Source organism: Pseudomonas sp. LBUM1647 (genome assembly GCF_059716175.1).
On sequence record NZ_CP166809.1, the window covers coordinates 4,986,324 to 5,008,323 of the forward strand.

Below are 22,000 nucleotides of genomic sequence, written 5' to 3' on the forward strand. Positions count from 1 at the left end.
AGATAATTCTGCCGGCCATTCTACAGCTAGTACCGGGAATTAATAACTGATGCGGAAGGCTGGAGGCAAAAAAACGTTTGAAAACAAACAAGTGTTTCAATGCTAGCCATCAAAATAACATCAACCGCCAGCATCGATCAAATCTCAGCAGCCAGGTGCTTCCAGAAGTTTTTTCAAGTATTGCCCATAACCCGTCTTTCCCAGTCGCTCCGCCTGAGCTGACAGGTCAGCTGCAGATATCCACCCACTGTTGTAAGCAATCTCTTCCAGGCAAGCAACTTTCAACCCCTGGCGCTTCTCAATGGTATGCACGAAGTGGCTAGCCTCAAGCAGAGAATCGTGAGTACCCGTGTCCAGCCATGCGAAACCGCGGCCAAGGATTTCGACGTTCAGCTCATCCCGCTCAAGATAGGCACGGTTTACGTCGGTAATTTCCAGCTCGCCGCGTGCGGACGGCTTGATGCTCTTGGCGATCTCGACGACCTTGTTGTCGTAGAAGTACAGGCCGGTCACCACGTAATTGGATTTGGGCTTCTGCGGCTTCTCTTCGATGCTCAGCGCCCGACCGGTAGCGTCGAACTCCACAACACCGAAACGCTCAGGATCAGATACGTGATAGCCGAATACAGTCGCGCCTTGCTCTTGATTGCTCGCGGCACGCAGGTTTTCCGAGAAGCTCTGACCGTAGAAGATGTTGTCGCCCAAGATCAGACAGCAAGGGTTCTTGCCGATGAACTCTTCACCAATGATGAAGGCTTGCGCCAAACCATCCGGGCTAGGTTGTTCGGCGTAAGTAAGCTTGATGCCATACAGGCTTCCATCACCCAGTAATTTCCGGAAACAAGGCAAATCCTCCGGGGTGGAGATGATCAGGATTTCTCGCATTCCCGCAAGCATCAGCACCGACAGCGGATAAAAGATCATCGGCTTGTCGTAGATCGGCAGCATCTGCTTGGACACACCGAGGGTCAACGGATGCAGGCGCGTACCCGAACCACCGGCGAGAATGATGCCTTTACGATTGGTCGTGGTCATTTATTCAGAACCTCCCTAAGCATTCGGGTTACGCCACTTTGCCAATCCGGCAAGTGTAGAGAAAAGTTGTCACGTAGCTTCTGAGTATTCAAACGCGAATTCAGAGGGCGGCGCGCAGGTGTTGGGTAAGCGATCGTTTCAATCGGGTTGATCGCCGTTACGGCAAGCTGCTCGCCATTGGCTTGGGCAAAGCCGATCACATGGCTAGCATAGCTGTGCCACGACACTTCGCCACTGGCCGCCAAGTGATACAAGCCCGACAACTCGGGACGTTGCAGAACTTGCTGAATGGCCAACGCCGTCACGTCGGCAATCAGGTCTGCCCCGGTCGGGGCTCCGATCTGGTCAGCGATAACGCTCAAGGTTTGACGATCCTTGGCCAGACGCAGCATGGTCTTGGCGAAGTTGTTGCCGCGAGCGCCATAAACCCAGCTGGTGCGGAAGATCAGGTGTTTGCATCCCGTCGCGGTAATTGCTTGTTCGCCGGCCAGTTTACTGGCGCCGTAGTGATTCACCGGGGCGACTGCATCCAACTCTTGCCACGGTGCAGAACCCTGGCCGCTGAAGACGTAGTCAGTCGAGTAATGGATCAGCCAAGCACCCAGAGTCGCGGCCTCTTCGGCCATGACTTGGCTTGCCTGACCGTTCACAAGGTCGGCCAGCTCAATCTCGGACTCGGCTTTATCGACGGCGGTGTAGGCCGCAGCGTTGACGATGACGTCGGGTTTGACCTGACGGATCGTTGCGCGCAAAGCGTCGAGGTCGGACAGATCACCACACAAACCGTCGACCGCATGGCGATCCAGGGCGATTAACTCACCCAGCGGCGCGAGGGAGCGCTGCAGCTCCCACCCCACCTGACCGTTTTTTCCAAGCAGGAGGATTTTCATGCCTTGATCGAACGATCTGAGTAGTTCTGGTCGATCCACTGCTGGTAGCTCCCGCTCTTCACATGAGCGACCCATTCAGTATTATCGAGATACCACTCGACCGTTTTGCGGATGCCGGTTTCAAAGGTTTCTTCCGGCGTCCAACCCAGTTCACGCTGGATTTTGCTGGCGTCGATCGCGTAGCGCAGATCATGGCCGGGACGATCCTGAACGTAGGTGATCAGGCTGGCATGTGGACGATGAGCAGAATCCGGACGCAGTTCGTCGAGCAGCGCGCACAGGGTATGCACCACTTCGATGTTTTGCTTTTCGTTATGGCCACCGATGTTGTACGTCTCGCCGATAACGCCTTCGGTTACGACTTTGTACAGTGCGCGGGCGTGATCTTCGACATAGAGCCAGTCGCGGACCTGATTGCCTTTGCCATAGACCGGCAGCGGCTTGCCTTCCAGTGCATTGAGAATGATCAGCGGGATCAACTTCTCAGGGAAATGGCATGGGCCGTAGTTGTTCGAGCAGTTGGTAACCAGGGTCGGCAAGCCGTAAGTACGGCTCCAGGCGCGAACCAGGTGATCGGAACTGGCCTTGCTGGCGGAGTATGGCGAGCTTGGCTGATACGGCGTGGTTTCGGTGAAGAGGTCTTCCGGACCTTCGAGGTCTCCGTAAACTTCGTCAGTCGAAACATGGTGAAAGCGGAAGTTGGCTTTACGCGCATCATCCAGCGCAGCCCAGTAGTGGCGTGCAGCTTCCAACAGGGTGTAAGTGCCGATGATGTTGGTCTGGATGAACTCAGACGGACCAGAGATCGAGCGATCAACATGGGACTCAGCGGCCAGGTGCATGATCGCATCCGGTTGGTGTTCACGCAGGACGCGGTCAACCTGATCGCGGTCGCAGATGTCGACACGCTCGAACATGTAACGCGAGTTCTGGCTAACTTCGGCCAATGACTCAAGGTTACCGGCGTAAGTAAGCTTATCGACGTTAACGACAGAGTCGGTAGTGCTGGAGATGATATGTCGAATGACTGCCGAACCGATAAATCCCGCGCCGCCGGTTACTAGAATTTTCACGCGAAGCCATACCTTTGGAGTTACTGACAGGGAGCCAGTGTGAACTGAATCGGCAATACGCCACCATTTCAACAAGCGCAGCATATTACAGCTTCATAAAGATTCCACTAATGGATATGGACGAGCATAGGTGCTAATTCGACGTGCGCCACGTCTTTGTCACAATCAGACAAGGCGCTTGCGTGAAACTCTGGAAGTACGCCCCAGAAACCAACCCAGAATCGGCCCGATCACCATCCCAATCAGCAGAGCAGCAACCATGACCAGCGATACCGGTAGTTGCGGCCCCGCCCAACCCAGGAACAGTAGGGAAACCGATTGCTGATTCTCGAGAACGAACGCCAGGATCGCCAAAATCAGCAACAGGACGAATACGGCGAGCAGTACGCGCTTGAGGTTACGCATGAGCGGTTCCTTGAATAACGGAGGCCGTCAAAGCCCTTCCTCCTCGTCCTCGTTCACACGATCGCGCAATTCTTTGCCTGGCTTGAAATGCGGCACGAACTTGCCGTCGAGGCTGACGGACTGACCGGTTTTTGGATTGCGACCTACGCGCGGCGCGCGGTAGTGCAAGGAGAAGCTGCCAAACCCACGGATCTCGATGCGATCACCGGTGGCCAGACATTGGGACATTTGTTCGAGCATGGTCTTGATGGCCAGCTCCACATCCTTGGATGAGAGCAGCCCTTGATGGGTGACAATTCGTTCGATCAACTCCGACTTCGTCATATTTTTCCCTTCTTTTTCAAGCAGCTAGATCAGCGCTTCAAAGGTTTTAGCACGCCCCGATGAATTTGAACAGCCCGAGTTTTGACATATCTTTACCCACTAAGAGATGCACGATTTCTGATCACTGGAACGCTGATCATGCCCTCCTGGACTCACCTGCAGATAACCAGCATGGTGCGCGTCAGGTAGCCTGCGGGATTGAAGCCAAAGGGGTACTCGTCCTCGTCTTTGGCATCATCGGACCTGGCTACAACTTTATAGCCCGCCGCCTTGCACTCCTTGTTCGCTCGCTTGCGACACTTCTCCCATCCCGACCCCAGCCCCGAACAATCGATCTCGATGCCACTGACCCCACGTACCGCGTGAGTCTTGGCACTAGTGGTACAACCCGCCAATGTCAGTACTGCTATTACGACAATGAGCTTGTTCATTCGCTTCCTTAGGCCAGGCACGCCGCCAGACTGTCGCTCGCTTCAAGCTAGAGACTAGCTGTAAATAAACGATTGATCCTGTTAAAGAAAGAGACAGTTAGGGAGGAACAATGGTTCATCGTTGGATGTGAGGTAGCAAATGATCAAGATCAAAAGATCGCAGCCTTCGGCAGCTCCTACAAGTGAACATGTATGCCCTGAGCGGTGCGTTCGCCGAATCCCGCCCACAAAAAAGGGCGACCGAAGTCGCCCTTTTTCTATGGTCTGACAGAACTTAGTTCTGTTTTTCCATTTGTGCACGCAACAGGTCGCCCAGAGTGGTAGGACCAGCAGCGATGCTATCCGTAGGCTTGTCTTTCAAGCTCTGGATTGCTTCTTTCTCTTCAGCATCGTCTTTCGACTTGATGGAGAGCTGGATTACGCGGCTCTTGCGGTCAACGCTGATGATCTTGGCTTCTACTTCCTGGCCTTCTTTCAGAACGTTGCGCGCGTCTTCAACGCGGTCACGGCTGATTTCGGAGGCTTTCAGAGTCGCTTCGATATCGTCGGCCAGAGTGATGATGGCGCCTTTAGCGTCAACTTCTTTCACGATGCCTTTAACGATTGCGCCTTTGTCGTTCTCTTGAACGTACTCGGAGAACGGATCGCTTTCCAGTTGCTTGATACCCAGGGAGATACGCTCGCGCTCTGGGTCAACCGACAGGATAACGGTGTCCAGCTCGTCGCCCTTCTTGAAGCGGCGAACGGCTTCTTCGCCCACTTCGTTCCAGGAGATGTCGGACAGGTGAACCAGACCGTCGATGCCGCCGTCCAGACCAATGAAGATACCGAAATCGGTGATCGACTTGATGGTGCCGGAGATTTTATCGCCCTTGTTGAACTGGCCAGAGAAATCTTCCCATGGGTTAGATTTGCACTGTTTGATGCCGAGGGAGATACGACGACGCTCTTCGTCGATGTCCAGAACCATAACTTCCACTTCGTCGCCGACTTGTACGACTTTCGAAGGGTGGATGTTCTTGTTGGTCCAGTCCATTTCGGAAACGTGTACCAGGCCTTCAACGCCTTCTTCCAGCTCAGCGAAGCAGCCGTAGTCGGTCAGGTTGGTTACACGAGCGGTAACGCGAGTGCTTTCTGGGTAACGGGCTTTGATAGCAACCCATGGATCTTCGCCCAGTTGCTTGAGGCCCAGGGAAACACGATTGCGTTCGCGATCGTACTTCAGAACCTTGACATCGATCTCGTCGCCAACGTTGACGATTTCGGAAGGATGCTTGATACGCTTCCAAGCCATGTCGGTAATGTGCAGCAGGCCATCGACGCCACCCAGATCGACGAATGCGCCGTAATCGGTGAGGTTTTTGACGATACCTTTGACTTGTTGACCTTCCTGCAGGGATTCCAGCAGAGCTTCACGCTCAGCGGAGTTCTCGGCTTCGAGGACGCTACGACGGGAAACGACAACGTTGTTGCGTTTCTGGTCAAGCTTGATGACCTTGAATTCCAGCTCTTTGCCTTCCAGGTGCGTGGTGTCGCGCACTGGACGGACGTCAACCAGAGAACCTGGCAGGAACGCACGGATGCCGTTAACGTCGACAGTGAAGCCGCCTTTAACCTTACCGTTGATAACGCCCTTGACCACTTCTTCGGCTGCGAAGGCTGCTTCCAGAACAATCCAGCATTCAGCGCGCTTGGCTTTTTCACGGGACAGCTTGGTTTCACCAAAGCCGTCTTCAACCGAGTCCAGAGCAACGTGAACTTCGTCACCGACGTTGATAGTCAGTTCGCCAGCATCGTTGTAGAACTGCTCAAGCGGGATGAGTGCTTCAGACTTCAGGCCAGCGTGAACGGTTACCCAGCGAGCTTGGTAATCGATATCAACGATAACACCGGTGATGATGGAGCCTGCCTGAAGGTTCAGGGTTTTTAGGCTTTCTTCAAAGAGTTCCGCAAAGCTTTCGCTCATTTTAATTCCTGATGATAAGGGCGAAGAATACGCCCATCTCCACATCCCAGACGACGTGGGTTACGTTCATTTAAAGAAACAACGCAGGACTATGACTGGTCCCCTGCGGAGTCTCTTGGTCACCCGGCGATATCGCGGAGTGCGATCTCACTCATGATGCGTTCCAGCACCTGATCGATGGATAATTCCGTGGAATCCAGCTGTATGGCGTCAGCCGCCGGCTTGAGCGGGGCTACCGCTCGCTGGGTGTCACGCTCATCGCGGACACGTATCTCATCTAGCAGACTCGACAGACTAACACCATCGACTTTGCCCTTCAACTGCAAGTATCGACGGCGCGCACGCTCCTCGGCACTGGCAGTCAGGAATATCTTCAATGGTGCGTCGGGAAAAACCACCGTGCCCATGTCGCGACCATCGGCCACCAGACCCGGAGCCTCCTGAAATGCCCGCTGGCGCTGCAGCAATGCGTCGCGCACCGCCGGCAACGCGGCCACTTGCGATGCCCAGGCGCCTACCTGTTCATTGCGCAGATCATCAGTGACATCGTCACCTTCGAGGATGATTCGTTGCGGATGACCTTCGGTCGCACCGACGAACTGCACATCCAGATGAGCCGCCAACAGCTTCAGCGACTCTTCATTGGTCAGATCGACGCCATGGTTACGCGCGGCGAATGCCAGCAGACGGTACAGCGCACCGGAATCCAGCAGGCACCAGCCCAGGCGCTTGGCCAGAATCCCGGCAATAGTGCCCTTGCCCGAACCGCTAGGCCCGTCGATGGTGATGACCGGTGGCTTGATAATCACGACTGAGCCTCTTGTGCAACACGGATACCGACCTGTGCGCACAGCGCGAGGAAGTTCGGGAACGACGTCGCGACGTTGGCGCAATCATGGATGCGGATCGGTGCAGTCGCGCGCAGCGAAGCCACGCTGAAGGCCATGGCAATCCGGTGATCGCCGTGACCGTGCACTTCGCCGCCGCCGATCTGGCCGCCGTCGATAATGATGCCGTCCGGGGTCGGCTCACATTTGACGCCCAGCGCCAGCAAGCCATCCGCCATGACCTGAATCCGGTCCGATTCTTTAACCCGTAGCTCTTCGGCGCCACGCAGGATGGTGCGCCCTTCGGCACAGGCGGCGGCCACGAACAGCACCGGGAATTCGTCGATGGCCAGCGGAACCAGCGCTTCGGGAATCTCGATACCCTTGAGTTTAGCTGCACGTACGCGCAGGTCCGCAACCGGTTCGCCGCCGACTTCACGCTGGTTTTCCAGGGTGATATCAGCGCCCATCAGACGCAGAATATCGATCACACCGGTACGGGTCGGGTTGATGCCGACGTGCTCAAGCACCAGCTCCGAACCTTCGGCGATCGATGCGGCCACCAGGAAGAACGCCGACGACGAGATGTCGCCCGGCACTTCAATGTGGGTCGCGGTCAGTTTGTGGCCGGATTCGACCGAAGCCGTCGCACCGTTGACGCTGACCGGGTAGCCGAAGCCGCGCAGCATGCGCTCGGTGTGGTCGCGGGTTGGAGCCGGCTCGGTGACGGTGGTTTTGCCTTCGGCGTACAAACCCGCCAGCAGCAGGCAGGATTTAACCTGGGCACTGGCCATCGGCATGGTGTAGGTCAGGCCTTTGAGCTTGTTGCCGCCGCGAATGGTCATCGGTGGACGACCTTCAGCAGCAGTCTCGATCACGGCGCCCATTTCACGCAGCGGATTGGCCACGCGATTCATCGGACGCTTGGACAGCGAAGCATCGCCGGTGAGCGTGCTGTCGAAGTTCTGCGCAGCCAACAGGCCAGACAGCAGACGCATCGAAGTGCCGGAGTTGCCCAGATAGATCGGGCCCGGCGCAGGCTTCAAGCCATGCAGGCCGACGCCGTGAATGGTCACGCGACCGTGGTGCGGACCTTCGATCACGACACCCATGTCACGGAAGGCCTGCAAGGTTGCCAGGGCGTCTTCGCCCTCGAGGAAACCTTCCACTTCGGTAACGCCTTCAGCCAGGGAGCCGAGCATGATCGAACGGTGGGAAATCGATTTGTCGCCCGGTACTCGAATCCGCCCAGTCAGGCGGCCACCAGGTTGTGCCAGGAAAATCAGGTCGTTGGAATTCATAGCGTCCACATAAGCCCGGCGGGCCAGGATTTTACTGAAATGTTCGCGGGCAACCCGGGCGCGAGTGAACACGCCCAACAATTGGTGCCCATCCCCTGCATCGACCGCGTCGCGCAAGGCGTCGAGGTCGCTGCGAAATGTATCGAGTGTGCGCAGGACAGCTTCGCGGTTGGCGAGGAAGATGTCGTGCCACATGACCGGGTCGCTACCCGCAATTCTTGTGAAATCGCGGAAACCGCCCGCAGCGTAACGGAAGATCTCAAGGTTTTCATTGCGCTTGGCCAACGAATCGACCAAACCGAACGCCAACAAGTGCGGCAAATGGCTGGTTGCTGCCAACACTTCGTCATGACGCTCGACCTGCATGTGCTCGACATCGGCGCCCAATTCGCGCCACAACCGGTCGACCACTGCCAGGGCTTCCGGATCAGTCTGATCCACCGGCGTCAGAATCACTTTATGGCGACGGAACAGCTCTGAGTTAGAGGCTTCCACCCCGCTCTGCTCGGAACCGGCAATCGGATGCCCCGGCACGAAACGCGCCGGCATGCCGCCAAACGCCTCAGTTGCCGCCCGCACCACATTGCCCTTGGCGCTGCCGACGTCAGTCAGAATTGCTTGCCCCAGATCCATGCCGGCCAATTGGCCGAGCATTTTTTCCATGGCAAGAATCGGCACGGCCAGCTGAATCACGTCGGCGCCCTGGCAAGCAACGGCCAGGTCTTCTTCGCAGCGATCCACCACACCCAACTCAACCGCCAGTTTGCGCGACTGCGGGTCGAGATCGACCCCGACCACTTCGCGACACAGGCCGCTTTCACGCAAGCCCTTGGCAAACGAACCGCCGATCAGCCCCAGACCGACCACCACCAGGCGACCGATCATAGGTTCAGCAGATTGCAGTGCAGTGACATCAACCACGAGCCAGAACCTTGGTCAGCGCTTCGAGGAAGCGGCCGTTTTCCGCCGACAGACCGATGGTGATGCGCAAGTGGTTCGGCATGCCGTAATTGGCCACCGGACGCACGATCACGCCTTCGCGCAGCAAGCCCTGGAAGACCGGAGCCGCAACACGACCCAGATCGACGCAGATGAAGTTGCCCTTGGACGGAATCCAGCTCAGACCCAGCTCACGGAAACCTGCTTCCAGCTGTTGCATGCCGGATTCGTTCAGGCGACGGCTTTCAGCCAGGTACTCGGCGTCTTGCAGCGCAGCGCACGCAGCGGCCAGGGCCAGGCTGTTGACGTTGAACGGCTGACGCACTCTGTTCAGCACATCCGCAACCACCGCCGTGGACAAGCCATAGCCGACCCGCAATGCCGCCAAGCCATAAGCCTTGGAGAATGTGCGCGAAACCAGCAGGTTCGGGTACGCCGCCAGGAAGTCCAGGCCATCCGGCAAGTCGCTGCCTTCGGCGTATTCGATGTAGGCCTCGTCCAGCACCACCAGCACGTGTTCCGGTACGTCCTGCAGGAACTCGTCCAGCGCTTCGGCGCCGAACCAGGTCCCGGTCGGGTTGTTCGGGTTGGCGATGAACACCACACGGGTTTCGGCATCAATCGCGGCCAACATGGCCGACAGATCATGGCCCCAGTCTTTGGCCGGGATCACTTTGGCCGTAGCGCCGACGGCTTGCGTGACGATCGGATAGACCGCAAACGCATGCTCGCTGAACACGGCGTTCAGACCCGGCGCCAGATAGGCACGGGCGACCAGTTCCAGAATGTCGTTGGAACCGTTGCCCAGCGTCACCTGATTGAGCTCGACGCGGCACTGATCGGCCAGCAGGGTCTTGAGCGCAAAACCGTTGCCGTCCGGATAGCGGGTCAGCTCGGCCAATTCTTCGCGAATCGCCGCCAGAGCCTTGGGACTGGCGCCCAACGGGTTTTCGTTACTGGCCAGTTTGACGATGCTGGCCGGATCGATGTTCAGCTCGCGCGCCAGTTCGTCCACGGGCTTGCCCGGAACGTAAGGCGAAAGTTGTTGCACGCCCGGCTGTGCCAGAGCGAGGAAGTCACCACTCATTTGCTACCGCCCTTAGAGAACTGCTTTCGGGTAGGAACCCAGCACTTTGAGTGCCACTGCTTCCTGACTGATCTTTTCCAACACACCTTTGACCAGCGGGTCGCGGTGGTGGCCGACGAAGTCGATGAAGAACACGTAGGTCCATTTACCGCTGCGCGACGGACGCGTCTCGATTCGCGTCAGGTCGATGCCGTTGTCGTGGAACGGCACCAGCAACTCGTGAAGTGCGCCAGGCTTGTTGCTCATGGAGACGATGATCGAAGTCTTGTCGTCGCCGGTCGGCGGTACTTCCTGGCTGCCGATCATCAGGAATCGCGTGGAGTTGTCCGGGCGATCCTCGATTTTCTCGGCCAGACGGGTCAGCCCGTACAAGCCTGCGGCCATGTCGCCGGCAATCGCCGCCGAGTTCCACTCACCCTTGACCCGTTTGGCCGCTTCGGCGTTGCTGGACACCGCCACGCGCTCGACATTCGGATAATGGGCGTCCAACCACTTGCGGCACTGGGCCAGGGACTGGGCGTGGGAATAGATGCGGCTGATGCTGTCCGTCTTGGTGTTTTCACCGACCAACAGATGGTGGTGAATCCGCAGCTCGACTTCGCCACAGATCACCATGTCGTGTTCGAGGAAGCTGTCGAGGGTGTGGTTGACCGCGCCCTCGGTGGAGTTTTCCACCGGGACCACGCCAAAATTCACCGCACCGGCCGCTACTTCACGGAATACTTCGTCGATCGCCGCCATCGGCTTGCTGATCACCGCGTGGCCGAAGTGTTTCATGGCCGCGGCTTGGGTGAAGGTGCCTTCAGGGCCGAGGTACGCCACTTTCAGCGGCTGCTCGAGGGCAAGGCACGAGGACATGATTTCGCGGAACAGCCGCGCCATCTCTTCGTTGCCCAGCGGCCCCTGGTTACGCTCCATGACGCGCTTGAGCACCTGAGCTTCACGCTCAGGACGATAGAACACCGGCACTTCGCCTTCGGCCAGCGAGGCCATCTTTACTCGCGCAACTTCCTGGGCGCAGCGTGCGCGCTCACTGATCAGCTCCAGGACTTTCTCGTCCAGGGCATCAATGCGCAGGCGCAGTGCCTTGAGTTCTTGCTCAGACATTAGCCGTGTTCCTTCTCGAACTCTGCCATGTACGAAATCAGTGCGTTGACCGCAACGATGTCGACGGCGTTATAGATGGAGGCACGCATGCCACCCACGGAACGGTGACCCTTGAGGTTCAACAGGCCACGCTCTTCGGCACCGACCAGGAATGGCTTGTCGAGACGGTCGTCAGCCAGGCGGAACGGCACGTTCATCCACGAGCGATCCGACTTGTTGATCGGGTTGCTGTACAAGCCACTGGCGTCGATGAAGTCGTACAGCGTGCGCTGTTTCACTTCGTTCAGCTTGCCGATGGCTTCAACACCACCCTGCTCTTTCAGCCACTCGAATACCAGACCCGAGAGGTACCAGGCCAGGGTTGGCGGAGTGTTGTACATCGAGCCGTTGTCGGCCGCGACCTTGTAGTTGAGCATGGTCGGGCATAGGGAACGGGCGTGCCCCAGCAGGTCTTCGCGAATGATGTTGACGACGACGCCGCTCGGGCCGATGTTCTTCTGGGCGCCGGCGTAGATCATGCCAAAGCGCGAAACATCGATCGGACGCGAGAGAATGTCGGAAGACATGTCGGCGACCAGCGGAACATCACCAGTTTCCGGAACCCAGTTGAATTCCAGGCCGCCGATGGTTTCGTTCGGTGCGTAGTGAACGTAGGCCGCGTCTTTCGACAGGCTCCATTCGTTCTGACCGGGAATAGCGAAATAGTCGTAAGGCTTGGCGGTAGCGGCAACGTTGACGTTTCCGTAGCGCGAAGCTTCTTCGATGGCTTTCTGCGACCAGATACCGGTGTCGATATAGTCGGCGGTGCCGCTTTCCGGCAACAGGTTCAGAGGAATCTGAGCAAATTGCTGGCTGGCGCCACCTTGCAGAAACAGCACTTTATAGTTCGAGGGGATACTCAGCAGATCACGCAGATCCTGCTCGGCCTTGGTGGCGATGGACACGAACTCATCGCTGCGATGGCTCATTTCCATGACCGACAGGCCCTTGCCGTGCCAATCAAGGAGTTCACCCTGAGCGCGCTTCAGGACAGCTTCAGGAAGCGCCGCAGGACCGGCACAGAAGTTATAGGCTCTCTTGCTCACATCCAATCTCGCTCTGATTTGGTGGTATCACGCAATAAATCTGTACATCTGTACATCTGTAGGAGCTGTCGAGCGGAGCGAGGCTGCGATCTTTTAGGGCTAAGCGAAAGCAAGAGCTAGATCAAGAGATCGCAGCCTCGCTTCGCTCGACAGCTCCTACATTAAAAACAATTCCACAGGACAAACAACAAGGGGGCGAATTCTCATCCGCCCCCTGTCTGTCCGCTTACTCCTGCGGTTCTTCGTCAGCGGCGGCATCGAGCTGCTGATCTTCAACAACGTCGTCGATCACGACTTCGCCGTCGAACACCGCACCCTCTTCACCTTCTTCCAGCTCTTCACCTTCGACTTCCGACGGCTCCTGAACCCGCTCCAGACCTACCAGCGTTTCATCGCTGGCCAGTTTGATGAGGGTCACGCCCTGGGTGTTACGACCCAGACTGGAGACTTCGTCGACACGAGTACGCACCAAAGTGCCCTGGTCGGAAATCAGCATGATTTCCTCACCGTCGAGTACCTGGACTGCACCGACCAGACGGCCGTTACGGTCGTTGCTGACCATGGCGATAACGCCCTGACCGCCACGTTTGTACTCAGGGAACTCGGTGATCGCCGTACGCTTGCCGAAACCACGGGCCGAAGCGGTGAGGATCTGGCTGCCTTCTTCCGGGATCAGCATGGAAATCAGCTTCTGGCCTTCCGGCAGACGCATGCCGCGGACACCGCGAGCGGTACGGCCCATGGCGCGAACGTCGGTTTCCTTGAAGCGAGTGACCTTGCCGCCGTCGGAGAACAGCATGACTTCGCGCTCGCCATCGGTAATGGCGGCAGAAATCAGTACGTCACCTTCGTCCAGCTCCAGCGCGATCAGGCCGACGCTGCGTTGACGGCTGAAGGATTCCAACGGGGTCTTCTTCACGGTGCCTTTGGCAGTGGCCATGAAGATGAAGTGACCTTCGGTGTATTCGTCGACCGGCAGCATGGTGGTGATGTATTCATCACTGTCCAGCGGCAGCAGGTTGACCAGCGGACGACCACGGGCAGCGCGGGACGCTTCCGGGATTTCGTAGGTTTTCAGCCAGTACACTTTGCCTTTGCTGGAGAACAGCAGCAGCGTGGTGTGGCTGTTGGCGACCAGCAGGTGAGCGATGTAGTCCTCATCCTTGACGCCGGTCGCCGATTTGCCTTTACCGCCACGACGCTGAGCCTGGTACGCAGCCAATGGCTGGGTCTTGGCGTAGCCACCGTGGGAAATGGTCACGACGCGCTCTTCTTCCGGGATCATGTCACCCAGGGTCAGGTCGAGACGGGCATCGAGAATCTCGGTGCGACGCACGTCGCCGTATTCGGCGCGGATCACTTCCAGCTCTTCGCGGATCACTTCCATCAGGCGCGTGGCGCTGCTGAGGATACGGATCAGCTCGCCGATCTGGTTGAGGATCTCTTGATACTCGGCCAGCAGCTTTTCGTGTTCCAGACCGGTCAGGCGGTGCAAACGCAGTTCCAGAATGGCTTGCGCCTGCTCTGGCGACAGGAAGTACTTGCCTTCGCGCAGACCGTATTGCGGGTCCAGGGTCTCTGGACGGCACGAATCGGCACCGGCACGCTCAACCATCGCGACCACGGCGGAGGATTCCCACGCAGTCTTGATCAGCGCTTCCTTGGCTTCCGACGGCGTTGGCGAGGCTTTGATCAGGGCGATGACCGGGTCGATGTTCGACAGGGCAACCGCTTGACCTTCCAGAATGTGGCCACGTTCGCGGGCTTTACGCAGTTCGAACACGGTGCGGCGGGTGACGACTTCGCGACGGTGACGAACGAAGGCTTCCAGCAGGTCCTTGAGGTTCAGGATCCGCGGACGGCCGTCGATCAGCGCGACGATGTTGATACCGAACACCGCTTGCAGCTGGGTCTGGGCGTAGAGGTTGTTGAGGATCACCTCAGGCACTTCGCCGCGACGCAGCTCGATCACGACGCGCATGCCGTCCTTGTCGGACTCGTCACGCAGCTCGGTGATGCCTTCGAGCTTCTTCTCTTTTACCAGCTCGGCGATCTTCTCGATCAGACGGGCCTTGTTCAGCTGGTAAGGGAGTTCGGTGATGACGATCTGCTGACGGCCACCGACCTTGTCGATGTCTTCGATCATCGAGCGGGCGCGCATGTAAATGCGGCCGCGACCGGTGCGGTAGGCTTCGATGATGCCAGCGCGACCGTTGATGATCGCGGCGGTCGGGAAGTCCGGACCGGGGATGTATTGCATCAGCTCATCGATGGTCAACTCAGGGTTGTCGATGAGCGCCAGGCAACCGTCGATGACTTCACCGAGGTTGTGCGGCGGAATGTTGGTCGCCATGCCCACGGCGATACCGCTGGAGCCGTTGACCAACAGGTTGGGAATACGGGTGGGCATGACCGCCGGGATCATTTCGGTGCCGTCGTAGTTCGGCACCCAATCCACGGTTTCTTTGTGCAGGTCAGCCAGCAGCTCGTGCGCCAGCTTGGTCATGCGCACTTCGGTGTATCGCATGGCGGCGGCGTTGTCGCCATCCACGGAACCGAAGTTGCCCTGACCGTCTACCAGCAGGTAGCGCAGCGAGAATGGCTGCGCCATCCGAACGATGGTGTCGTACACCGCGGTATCACCGTGAGGGTGATACTTACCGATCACGTCACCGACAACACGGGCAGATTTCTTGTACGGCTTGTTGAAGTCGTTGCCCAGCTCGCTCATCGCGAACAGCACACGCCGGTGCACGGGCTTCAAGCCATCGCGCGCATCCGGCAGTGCCCGCCCGACAATTACGCTCATCGCGTAGTCGAGGTAGGACTGCTTCAGCTCGTCTTCGATATTGACCGGGAGGATTTCTTTGGCCAGTTCGCCCATGAGAAGCCTGATTCCTTTTTCTGGTGAAACTTCGTCACATCCATATGGGACGAACGAAGCTCGCCGCTGCAGGCTGAGTGCCATGCACCGACTTACGACAAATCAACGAGTTATGCCATGGATCTGCGCAGTAAAGGCAGCCACATCGGGCTACCTTGGAAACCGCCGGATGTTATCACAAGAGCCGCCACGCACCTATCCCCCTGATGCGCATGGAGCATAGTTAGTTGACCGGTGACAGGCTTGAAGGGGACTAGAGAGGCTTAGAGCAGAAATCGGCCGGCAATGGCTGATGTTTTATTGACCATTCAACTGCATTTTTCACTTGCAAACACCGACCCGTAGGAGCTGCCGCAGGCTGCGATCTTTTCGGGACCGCCACCGACTTGCGTCGGGAAGATCAAAAGATCGCAGCCTTCGGCAGCTTCTACAGTGTTCGTGCCAACCTTAATGCAGACGCTTACGACACATCAACTGCGCCATTTTCGCGGTGTCCGGGCGCTCGACGATGCCTTTTTCGGTGACGATCGCATCGATCAAGTCAGCCGGAGTCACGTCGAATACCGGGTTGAACGCATCGACATCGGCGCCGACCCGATTGCCGCCGACTTCCAGCAACTCGCGACCATCGCGCTCTTCAATCGGGATGTCATCACCGCTGGCCAGGTTCATGTCGATGGTCGAACTCGGCGCCACCACCATGAAACGCACGCCGTGGTGCATGGCGTTCACCGCCAGCTGATAGGTGCCGATCTTGTTGGCCACGTCGCCATTGGCGGTGATCCGGTCAGCGCCGACGATTACCCAGGTAATGCCCTTGGTCTTCATGATGTGGGCGGCGGCGGAGTCGGCATTGAGCGTGACGGGAATGCCTTCGTTGGCCAATTCCCATGCGGTCAGCCGCGAACCTTGCAGCCATGGACGGGTTTCATCGGCATAGACGCGCTCGATCATGCCCTCGATGTACGCCCCACGAATGACGCCAAGCGCCGTACCAAAGCCGCCGGTGGCCAGTGCGCCGGTGTTGCAGTGGGTCAGAATCGCCTGCGCGTTGCCCTGGTGCTTGCGGATCAGGTCCACGCCCAGTTGCGCCATGGTCAGGTTGGCTTCGCGATCACTCTCGTGAATGGCGATAGCTTCCGCCTCCAGCACCGCCAGCGGATCGGCGTGATGCTTCAGACGCTCAAGCCGGTCGCGCATGCGGCCCAGCGCCCAGAACAGGTTGACTGCGGTCGGACGAGAATCGGAGAGCAGCGCAAAATCCTCTTCCAGCGCCGCCTGCCAGTCACCGCCCTCGGCAAACCGCGCACGGGCCGCCAGCACAACACCATAGGCGGCACTGATGCCAATCGCCGGCGCGCCGCGCACCACCATCGAACGAATGGCCTCGGCCACGCCAGCAGCGCTGGTGTAGGCGATCCAGGTTTCCTCGAACGGCAAAATACGCTGATCCAGCAGGTAAAGGGCGCCATCACGCCAATCGATGGCCTTTACCTTCTCCGCAGCCAACAGTCGATCGCGCATCCCTCACCCCGCACACATGAACAAAAGCCGTCGATTATAGCGATCCCCCTGCGAAGACGCTCGGGTATACTTCGCCATCCTTTACAAAAGCTCTGGAACCGACTCTCGATGCCGAACACTGCCGCTGCGCTCGACTTGCTATTGCTGCCGACCTGGCTGGTACCCGTCGAACCCGCTGGCGTTGTCCTCAAAGAGCACGCCCTGGGCATCCGCGACGGACGCATCGTATTCATTGGCCCACGTTCAGCTGCGCTGAAGCTTAACGCAACCGAAGTCCGCGAACTGCCGGACATGTTGCTCTGCCCCGGCTTGATCAATGCCCACGGTCATGCGGCGATGACGCTGTTCCGTGGCTTGGCCGATGATCTGCCCCTGATGACCTGGCTGGAAGACCACATCTGGCCAGCCGAAGCCAAGTGGGTCGATGAAGCTTTCGTACGTGACGGCACTGACCTGGCGATCGCCGAGCAGATCAAAGGTGGCATCACCTGCTTCTCTGACATGTATTTCTTCCCGAAGGTTGCCAGCGAGCGCGTCCATAACAGCGGCATTCGCGCGCAAATCGCGATTCCGATCCTCGATTTCCCGATTCCAGGCGCCAGCACGGCGGATGAAGCCATTCGTCAGGGCGTCGAACTGTTCAACGATCTCAAGCACCACGAGCGTATCAAAGTCACCTTCGGCCCCCACGCACCCTACACCGTGGGCGACGAGAACCTGGAGAAAATCCGGGTGATCACCGAAGAGCTGGACGCCTCGATCCATATGCACGTACATGAAACGGCATATGAAGTGCAGCAGTCCGTCGAGCAGCGCGGCGAGCGCCCGTTGGCCCGCCTCGGGCGCCTGGGTTTGCTGGGGCCACGCTTTCAGGCCGTCCACATGACTCAGATCAGCGATGAAGACCTGGTGTTGCTGGTAGAAAGCAACACCAACGTGATTCATTGCCCGGAGTCGAACCTGAAGCTGGCCAGTGGTTTCTGCCCCGTGGAGCGCTTGTGGCAGGCGGGCGTCAATGTGGCGGTCGGAACCGATGGTTCGGCCAGCAACAATGACCTGGACCTGCTCGGCGAAACCCGCACCGCCGCCTTACTGGCCAAAGCCGTCGCCGGCTCGGCCACTGCGCTGGACGCTCATCGCGCCCTGCGCATGGCCACACTCAACGGCGCCCGCGCGCTGGGCATTGAATCCGAAGTGGGATCGCTGGAAGTCGGCAAAGCGGCAGACATCGTCGCGTTCGACCTCTCCGGCCTGGCGCAGCAACCGGTTTACGACCCGGTTTCGCAGCTTATATATGCCACCGGCCGTGATTGCGTGAAACACCTTTGGGTCGCCGGCAAGCAACTGCTCGACGACCGTCGCCTGACTCGCCTGGATGAAGAACAGCTCTGCGCCACCGCCAAGGCCTGGGGCCAGCGCATCAGCGGCCATACCGAATAGTAAGCACCCCGGACTCACCACCGGGGCAACAGGATTTTTCAAGTTTTAGAGGACTTAACCATGAGCAACGTCGACTACGCCGAAATCGCCAAATTCGAAGCCCTGGCCCATCGCTGGTGGGACCGCGAAAGCGAGTTCAAACCGCTGCACGACATCAACCCGCTGCGGGTCAACTGGATTGACGAGCGGGTCAACCTGGCCGGCAAGAAAGTCCTCGACGTCGGTTGCGGCGGCGGCATTCTCAGCGAGGCCATGGCCCAGCGCGGCGCTACCGTCATGGGCATCGACATGGGCGAAGCGCCGCTGGCGGTCGCGCAACTGCATCAGCTGGAATCCGGCGTGAGCGTCGAATACCGACAGATCACCGCCGAAGCGCTGGCTGAAGAAATGCCCGAGCAGTTCGACGTGGTCACCTGCCTGGAAATGCTCGAGCACGTGCCGGATCCCTCCTCAGTGATCCGCGCCTGCTTCCGCATGGTGAAACCCGGCGGCCAGGTGTTCTTCTCCACCATCAACCGCAACCCGAAGGCGTACCTGTTCGCCATCGTCGGCGCGGAATACATCATGAAGCTGCTGCCGCGCGGCACCCACGATTTCAAGAAATTCATCCGCCCGTCCGAGCTGGGTGCCTGGAGCCGCATGGCCGGCCTGACCGTCAAGGACATCATCGGCCTGACTTACAACCCGCTGACCAAGCACTACAAACTGGCCTCCGACGTGGACGTCAACTACATGATCCAGACCCTGCGCGAGGAGTAAGCCGATGCGTATCAGAGCAGTTCTTTTCGACATGGACGGCACTCTGCTCGACACCGCGCCGGACTTCATTGCGATTTGTCAGGCGATGCGCGCCGATCGCGGCTTGCCGCCGATGAACGACAAACACATTCGCGACGAGATCTCCGGCGGCGCCAAGGCGATGGTCGCCGTGACCTTCTCCATGGACCCGGAATCACCGGGTTTCGAGGAATTACGCCTGGAGTTTCTGGAGCGCTACCTCGCCGGTTGCGCGGTTCACAGCAAACTCTTCGACGGCATGGGCGAACTGCTGGCCGACATCGAGAAGGCCAACTTGATCTGGGGCGTGGTCACCAACAAACCACTGCGGTTCGCCGAGCCGATCATGCAGCAGCTTGGCCTGGCCCAGCGCTCGGCGCTGTTGATCTGCCCCGACCATGTGAAGAACAGCAAACCGGACCCCGAGCCGTTGATCCTGGCGTGCAAGATGCTCGACCTGGACCCGGCCAGCGTGTTGTTCGTGGGTGATGACTTGCGCGATATCGAATCCGGTCGCGATGCCGGCACCAAGACCGCCGCTGTGACCTATGGCTACATTCATCCGGACGATAACCCGCGGCATTGGGGCGCGGATGTGGTGGTCGATCATCCGCTGGAGTTGCGCAAGGTTTTGGATAGCGCCCTCTGTAGCTGCTGATCTGATGGTTCGTGGCGAGGGGATTTATCCCCGTTGGGGCGCGAAGCGCCCCCAAACCAGTCACTGCGGTGGGTCAGATACGCTGCATGCAATGATTTACGACTGCTTCGCAGCCGAACGGGGATAAATCCCCTCGCCACTAGTTCGATGCACGATTTTGTTGAGGTTTCTTATGTTTGATTATTCCGCCCGCCCAGAATTGCTCAAGGACCGGGTCATCCTGGTCACCGGCGCTGGCCGTGGCATCGGCGCTGCCGCCGCGAAAACCTTTGCCGCGCACGGCGCCACTGTGCTGTTGCTAGGCAAGACCGAAGCCAACCTGACTCAGGTCTACGACGAAATCGAAGCCGCCGGCCATCCACAACCGGCCGTGATCCCGTTCAACCTGGAAACCGCCCTGCCCCATCAATACGATGAGCTGGCAGCGATGATCGAAACCGAATTCGGCCATCTCGACGGTTTGCTGCACAACGCGTCGATCATTGGCCCGCGTACGCCGATCGAGCAGCTGTCCGGCGAAAACTTCATGCGTGTCATGCACGTCAACGTCAACGCCATGTTCATGCTCACCAGCACCCTGCTACCGCTGCTCAAGCTGTCCCAGGACGCTTCGGTGGTGTTCACCTCCAGCAGCGTCGGCCGCAAGGGGCGTGCGTATTGGGGCGCTTATGGTGTGTCCAAGTTCGCCACCGAAGGCTTGATGCAAACCCTGGCCGACGAAGTCGACACCGTGGCACCGGTGCGCTCCAACAGCATCAACCCGGGCGCCACCCGCACCAGCATGCGCGCCCAGGCTTATCCGGGTGAAAACCCGCTGAACAACCCGACGCCCGAGGAGATCATGCCGGTCTACCTCTACCTGATGGGTCCGGACAGCACCGGCATCAACGGCCAGGCGTTCAACGCTCAGTAACGCCCGCGCGTCGTTTTTGTGCCGCGACGGCTTCCCGTCGCGGCACTCAAAGTGCGTCGTAACTACCCCCATCACAAGTCAAACAACTGTCACCGAACGCCACGGCATTCGTCATCAACAGCTTCAATACTTTGATTTAGAACGCTTTTTATCCGATTGAACCGAATGGCACGACTTTCGCTCTAAATTTGCTCAGACACGCAGTGTGAAAGCAGACGGGCGGACGCCTGAGCCGACAGGTTACTTATCGTCGGTAAAGCGGACTAAACTTGCGCCAAATGTCCTACGGGACTGATGGACCAGTATGACGCGCAGCCCAAAGCCGCTCTCACCCAGCCTGTAAGACAGCCTTACTGCTTAGGGGCGCACGCCATAATGAAATCACCTTCCCAGACCAACGCAATTGACTTCGATAGCGCCAAATTGCAACGCCTGGGCTTTGGTCAGCAGCCTCCTCTTCTGGAGCGGCCCGTCAGCCTTGCGCAACTGCGCCAGCAATTGAACCAGCAGCTGCAAACCAGTCTTGAGCCGCAACGCATTCTCGGGCTCTTCTTCCGTGAGATTCAGCGACTTGTACCGCTTGACGCCTTGACGTACGAGCACAAGTCCAGCGACTTGCGCCTGGAATTCGGCCTGCGCGGCCATCATTCGATCAGCTACAGCCTCAGCCATGAGGGCGAGCACCTGGGCGAATTGGTATTCCGCCGCAATCAGCGCTTCAGTGAGCAGGAACAAGGCAACCTCGAGTCGCTGCTGTCCGCATTGCTGTATCCGATGCGCAATGCCTTGCTCTACCGCGCTGCCACCCAAAGCGCCTTGCGCGATCCGCTCACGGATACCGGCAACCGCATTGCCATGGATCAGACCCTGCAACGGGAAATCGAGATGTCGCGTCGGCATCTGCAACCCTTGTCGCTGCTGATGCTGGACATCGATCACTTCAAACGCATCAACGACAACCACGGACACAGCGCCGGCGATGACGTGCTCAAGGCCGTTGCAGCCTCGATCAAAAACCAGTTGCGCAACGTGGACATGGTCTTCCGCTTTGGTGGTGAAGAGTTCCTGATCCTGCTTTCCAACACGAGTCGTGAGGCGGCAGCCATGGTTGGCGAACGGCTACGATTTGCAGTGCAGGCAGAGGAATATTCGGCCGACGGCCATGCAATCGAGCTGACGGTCAGCCTTGGCTGCTCGACGCTATTGCCCGGCGAGTCTGCCGAGAGCCTGTTGCGACGGGCCGACAGTGCGTTGTATGTGGCCAAGCGCGAGGGACGTAACCGGTTGGCGATGGCGGGTTGAATGCCCAGAGCGGGCACGCTTGGTTAGCGGCC

General features: G+C 58.5%; 19 protein-coding genes. 5 read left to right on the forward strand and 14 right to left on the reverse strand.

Annotated features, from left to right (window positions below; translation table 11 throughout):
* Positions 1–144: 144 nt before the first annotated feature.
* From rfbA to mtnA, 14 genes are all read right to left on the reverse strand, one after another.
* The gene (rfbA, locus tag ACA059_RS22855) at positions 145–1,035 is read right to left on the reverse strand and encodes a glucose-1-phosphate thymidylyltransferase RfbA (protein WP_497631103.1); all 891 of its coding nucleotides are present in this window, start codon (positions 1,033–1,035) and stop codon (positions 145–147) included.
* The gene (gene rfbD, locus ACA059_RS22860; protein ID WP_497631104.1) at positions 1,032–1,925 is read right to left on the reverse strand and encodes a dTDP-4-dehydrorhamnose reductase; all 894 of its coding nucleotides are present in this window, start codon (positions 1,923–1,925) and stop codon (positions 1,032–1,034) included. The genes rfbA and rfbD overlap by 4 nt, the downstream gene beginning before the upstream one ends.
* The gene (gene rfbB / locus ACA059_RS22865; protein ID WP_497631105.1) at positions 1,922–2,998 is read right to left on the reverse strand and encodes a dTDP-glucose 4,6-dehydratase; all 1,077 of its coding nucleotides are present in this window, start codon (positions 2,996–2,998) and stop codon (positions 1,922–1,924) included. The genes rfbD and rfbB overlap by 4 nt, the downstream gene beginning before the upstream one ends.
* A gap of 165 nt (positions 2,999–3,163) precedes the next feature.
* The gene (locus ACA059_RS22870) at positions 3,164–3,403 is read right to left on the reverse strand and encodes a LapA family protein (protein WP_497631106.1); all 240 of its coding nucleotides are present in this window, start codon (positions 3,401–3,403) and stop codon (positions 3,164–3,166) included.
* A 27-nt stretch (positions 3,404–3,430) separates the two neighbouring features.
* Positions 3,431–3,727: an integration host factor subunit beta gene (gene ihfB / locus ACA059_RS22875; RefSeq protein ID WP_003369729.1), complete on the reverse strand. Its 297-nt coding sequence runs from the start codon at positions 3,725–3,727 to the stop codon at positions 3,431–3,433.
* Between the two features lie 152 nt (positions 3,728–3,879).
* A complete protein-coding gene (locus tag ACA059_RS22880; protein ID WP_283183660.1) occupies positions 3,880–4,158 on the reverse strand; it encodes a hypothetical protein in 279 nt (92 codons plus the stop codon).
* Positions 4,159–4,432: 274 nt separating this feature from the next.
* Complete coding sequence (rpsA, locus tag ACA059_RS22885; protein ID WP_283183659.1) at positions 4,433–6,124, reverse strand: 30S ribosomal protein S1; 1,692 nt, start codon at positions 6,122–6,124, stop codon at positions 4,433–4,435.
* Between the two features lie 119 nt (positions 6,125–6,243).
* Positions 6,244–6,933 (reverse strand): (d)CMP kinase, encoded by a 690-nt coding sequence (gene cmk, locus ACA059_RS22890; protein ID WP_129442406.1) that lies wholly within the window; start codon positions 6,931–6,933, stop codon positions 6,244–6,246.
* Positions 6,930–9,137, reverse strand: a complete 2,208-nt coding sequence (locus ACA059_RS22895) for a bifunctional prephenate dehydrogenase/3-phosphoshikimate 1-carboxyvinyltransferase (RefSeq protein ID WP_497634717.1) — start codon at positions 9,135–9,137, stop codon at positions 6,930–6,932. Before ACA059_RS22895 ends, cmk begins: the two co-directional genes overlap by 4 nt.
* Before the next feature lie 28 nt (positions 9,138–9,165).
* Positions 9,166–10,278: a histidinol-phosphate transaminase gene (gene hisC / locus ACA059_RS22900; RefSeq protein ID WP_497631107.1), complete on the reverse strand. Its 1,113-nt coding sequence runs from the start codon at positions 10,276–10,278 to the stop codon at positions 9,166–9,168.
* A 12-nt stretch (positions 10,279–10,290) separates the two neighbouring features.
* On the reverse strand, positions 10,291–11,385 hold the full coding sequence (pheA, locus tag ACA059_RS22905; RefSeq protein ID WP_007899727.1) for a prephenate dehydratase: 1,095 nt from the start codon (positions 11,383–11,385) through the stop codon (positions 10,291–10,293).
* Positions 11,385–12,470, reverse strand: coding sequence for a 3-phosphoserine/phosphohydroxythreonine transaminase (gene serC / locus ACA059_RS22910; RefSeq protein WP_497631108.1), 1,086 nt, complete (start codon positions 12,468–12,470; stop codon positions 11,385–11,387). The genes pheA and serC overlap by 1 nt, the downstream gene beginning before the upstream one ends.
* A gap of 226 nt (positions 12,471–12,696) precedes the next feature.
* On the reverse strand, positions 12,697–15,354 hold the full coding sequence (gyrA, locus tag ACA059_RS22915) for a DNA gyrase subunit A (RefSeq protein WP_008148713.1): 2,658 nt from the start codon (positions 15,352–15,354) through the stop codon (positions 12,697–12,699).
* Between the two features lie 447 nt (positions 15,355–15,801).
* Positions 15,802–16,878 carry an S-methyl-5-thioribose-1-phosphate isomerase gene (gene mtnA, locus ACA059_RS22920; RefSeq protein ID WP_497631109.1) on the reverse strand — a complete coding sequence of 359 codons (1,077 nt, stop codon included), beginning with the start codon at positions 16,876–16,878 and terminating at the stop codon, positions 15,802–15,804.
* 108 nt (positions 16,879–16,986) lie between these two features.
* Between mtnA and ACA059_RS22925 the strand changes: the two genes are divergently transcribed.
* From ACA059_RS22925 to ACA059_RS22945, 5 genes are all read left to right on the forward strand, one after another.
* Positions 16,987–18,318, forward strand: a complete 1,332-nt coding sequence (locus tag ACA059_RS22925; RefSeq protein WP_497631110.1) for a TRZ/ATZ family hydrolase — start codon at positions 16,987–16,989, stop codon at positions 18,316–18,318.
* A gap of 60 nt (positions 18,319–18,378) precedes the next feature.
* Positions 18,379–19,077, forward strand: a complete 699-nt coding sequence (gene ubiG, locus ACA059_RS22930; protein ID WP_033055822.1) for a bifunctional 2-polyprenyl-6-hydroxyphenol methylase/3-demethylubiquinol 3-O-methyltransferase UbiG — start codon at positions 18,379–18,381, stop codon at positions 19,075–19,077.
* A 4-nt stretch (positions 19,078–19,081) separates the two neighbouring features.
* Positions 19,082–19,753 (forward strand): N-acetylmuramic acid 6-phosphate phosphatase MupP, encoded by a 672-nt coding sequence (mupP, locus tag ACA059_RS22935; RefSeq protein ID WP_497631111.1) that lies wholly within the window; start codon positions 19,082–19,084, stop codon positions 19,751–19,753.
* A gap of 172 nt (positions 19,754–19,925) precedes the next feature.
* A complete protein-coding gene (locus ACA059_RS22940; RefSeq protein WP_033055825.1) occupies positions 19,926–20,666 on the forward strand; it encodes a YciK family oxidoreductase in 741 nt (246 codons plus the stop codon).
* Between the two features lie 375 nt (positions 20,667–21,041).
* A complete protein-coding gene (locus tag ACA059_RS22945; RefSeq protein WP_497631112.1) occupies positions 21,042–21,968 on the forward strand; it encodes a GGDEF domain-containing protein in 927 nt (308 codons plus the stop codon).
* Positions 21,969–22,000: the final 32 nt, after the last annotated feature.

What these genes read in the sequence shown, in the direction of transcription:
- ACA059_RS22925 (WP_497631110.1), top strand. Translation starts at nt 16,987, where the DNA reads ATGCCGAACACTGCCGCTGCGCTCGACTTGCTATTGCTGCCGACCTGG.
- ACA059_RS22870 (WP_497631106.1), bottom strand. Translation starts at nt 3,403, where the DNA reads ATGCGTAACCTCAAGCGCGTACTGCTCGCCGTATTCGTCCTGTTGCTG.
- ubiG (WP_033055822.1), top strand. Translation starts at nt 18,379, where the DNA reads ATGAGCAACGTCGACTACGCCGAAATCGCCAAATTCGAAGCCCTGGCC.
- gyrA (WP_008148713.1), bottom strand. Translation starts at nt 15,354, where the DNA reads ATGGGCGAACTGGCCAAAGAAATCCTCCCGGTCAATATCGAAGACGAG.
- mtnA (WP_497631109.1), bottom strand. Translation starts at nt 16,878, where the DNA reads ATGCGCGATCGACTGTTGGCTGCGGAGAAGGTAAAGGCCATCGATTGG.
- rfbA (WP_497631103.1), bottom strand. Translation starts at nt 1,035, where the DNA reads ATGACCACGACCAATCGTAAAGGCATCATTCTCGCCGGTGGTTCGGGT.
- ACA059_RS22895 (WP_497634717.1), bottom strand. Translation starts at nt 9,137, where the DNA reads ATGATCGGTCGCCTGGTGGTGGTCGGTCTGGGGCTGATCGGCGGTTCG.
- hisC (WP_497631107.1), bottom strand. Translation starts at nt 10,278, where the DNA reads ATGAGTGGTGACTTCCTCGCTCTGGCACAGCCGGGCGTGCAACAACTT.
- pheA (WP_007899727.1), bottom strand. Translation starts at nt 11,385, where the DNA reads ATGTCTGAGCAAGAACTCAAGGCACTGCGCCTGCGCATTGATGCCCTG.
- ihfB (WP_003369729.1), bottom strand. Translation starts at nt 3,727, where the DNA reads ATGACGAAGTCGGAGTTGATCGAACGAATTGTCACCCATCAAGGGCTG.
- rpsA (WP_283183659.1), bottom strand. Translation starts at nt 6,124, where the DNA reads ATGAGCGAAAGCTTTGCGGAACTCTTTGAAGAAAGCCTAAAAACCCTG.
- rfbD (WP_497631104.1), bottom strand. Translation starts at nt 1,925, where the DNA reads ATGAAAATCCTCCTGCTTGGAAAAAACGGTCAGGTGGGGTGGGAGCTG.
- mupP (WP_497631111.1), top strand. Translation starts at nt 19,082, where the DNA reads ATGCGTATCAGAGCAGTTCTTTTCGACATGGACGGCACTCTGCTCGAC.
- ACA059_RS22880 (WP_283183660.1), bottom strand. Translation starts at nt 4,158, where the DNA reads ATGAACAAGCTCATTGTCGTAATAGCAGTACTGACATTGGCGGGTTGT.
- ACA059_RS22940 (WP_033055825.1), top strand. Translation starts at nt 19,926, where the DNA reads ATGTTTGATTATTCCGCCCGCCCAGAATTGCTCAAGGACCGGGTCATC.
- ACA059_RS22945 (WP_497631112.1), top strand. Translation starts at nt 21,042, where the DNA reads ATGAAATCACCTTCCCAGACCAACGCAATTGACTTCGATAGCGCCAAA.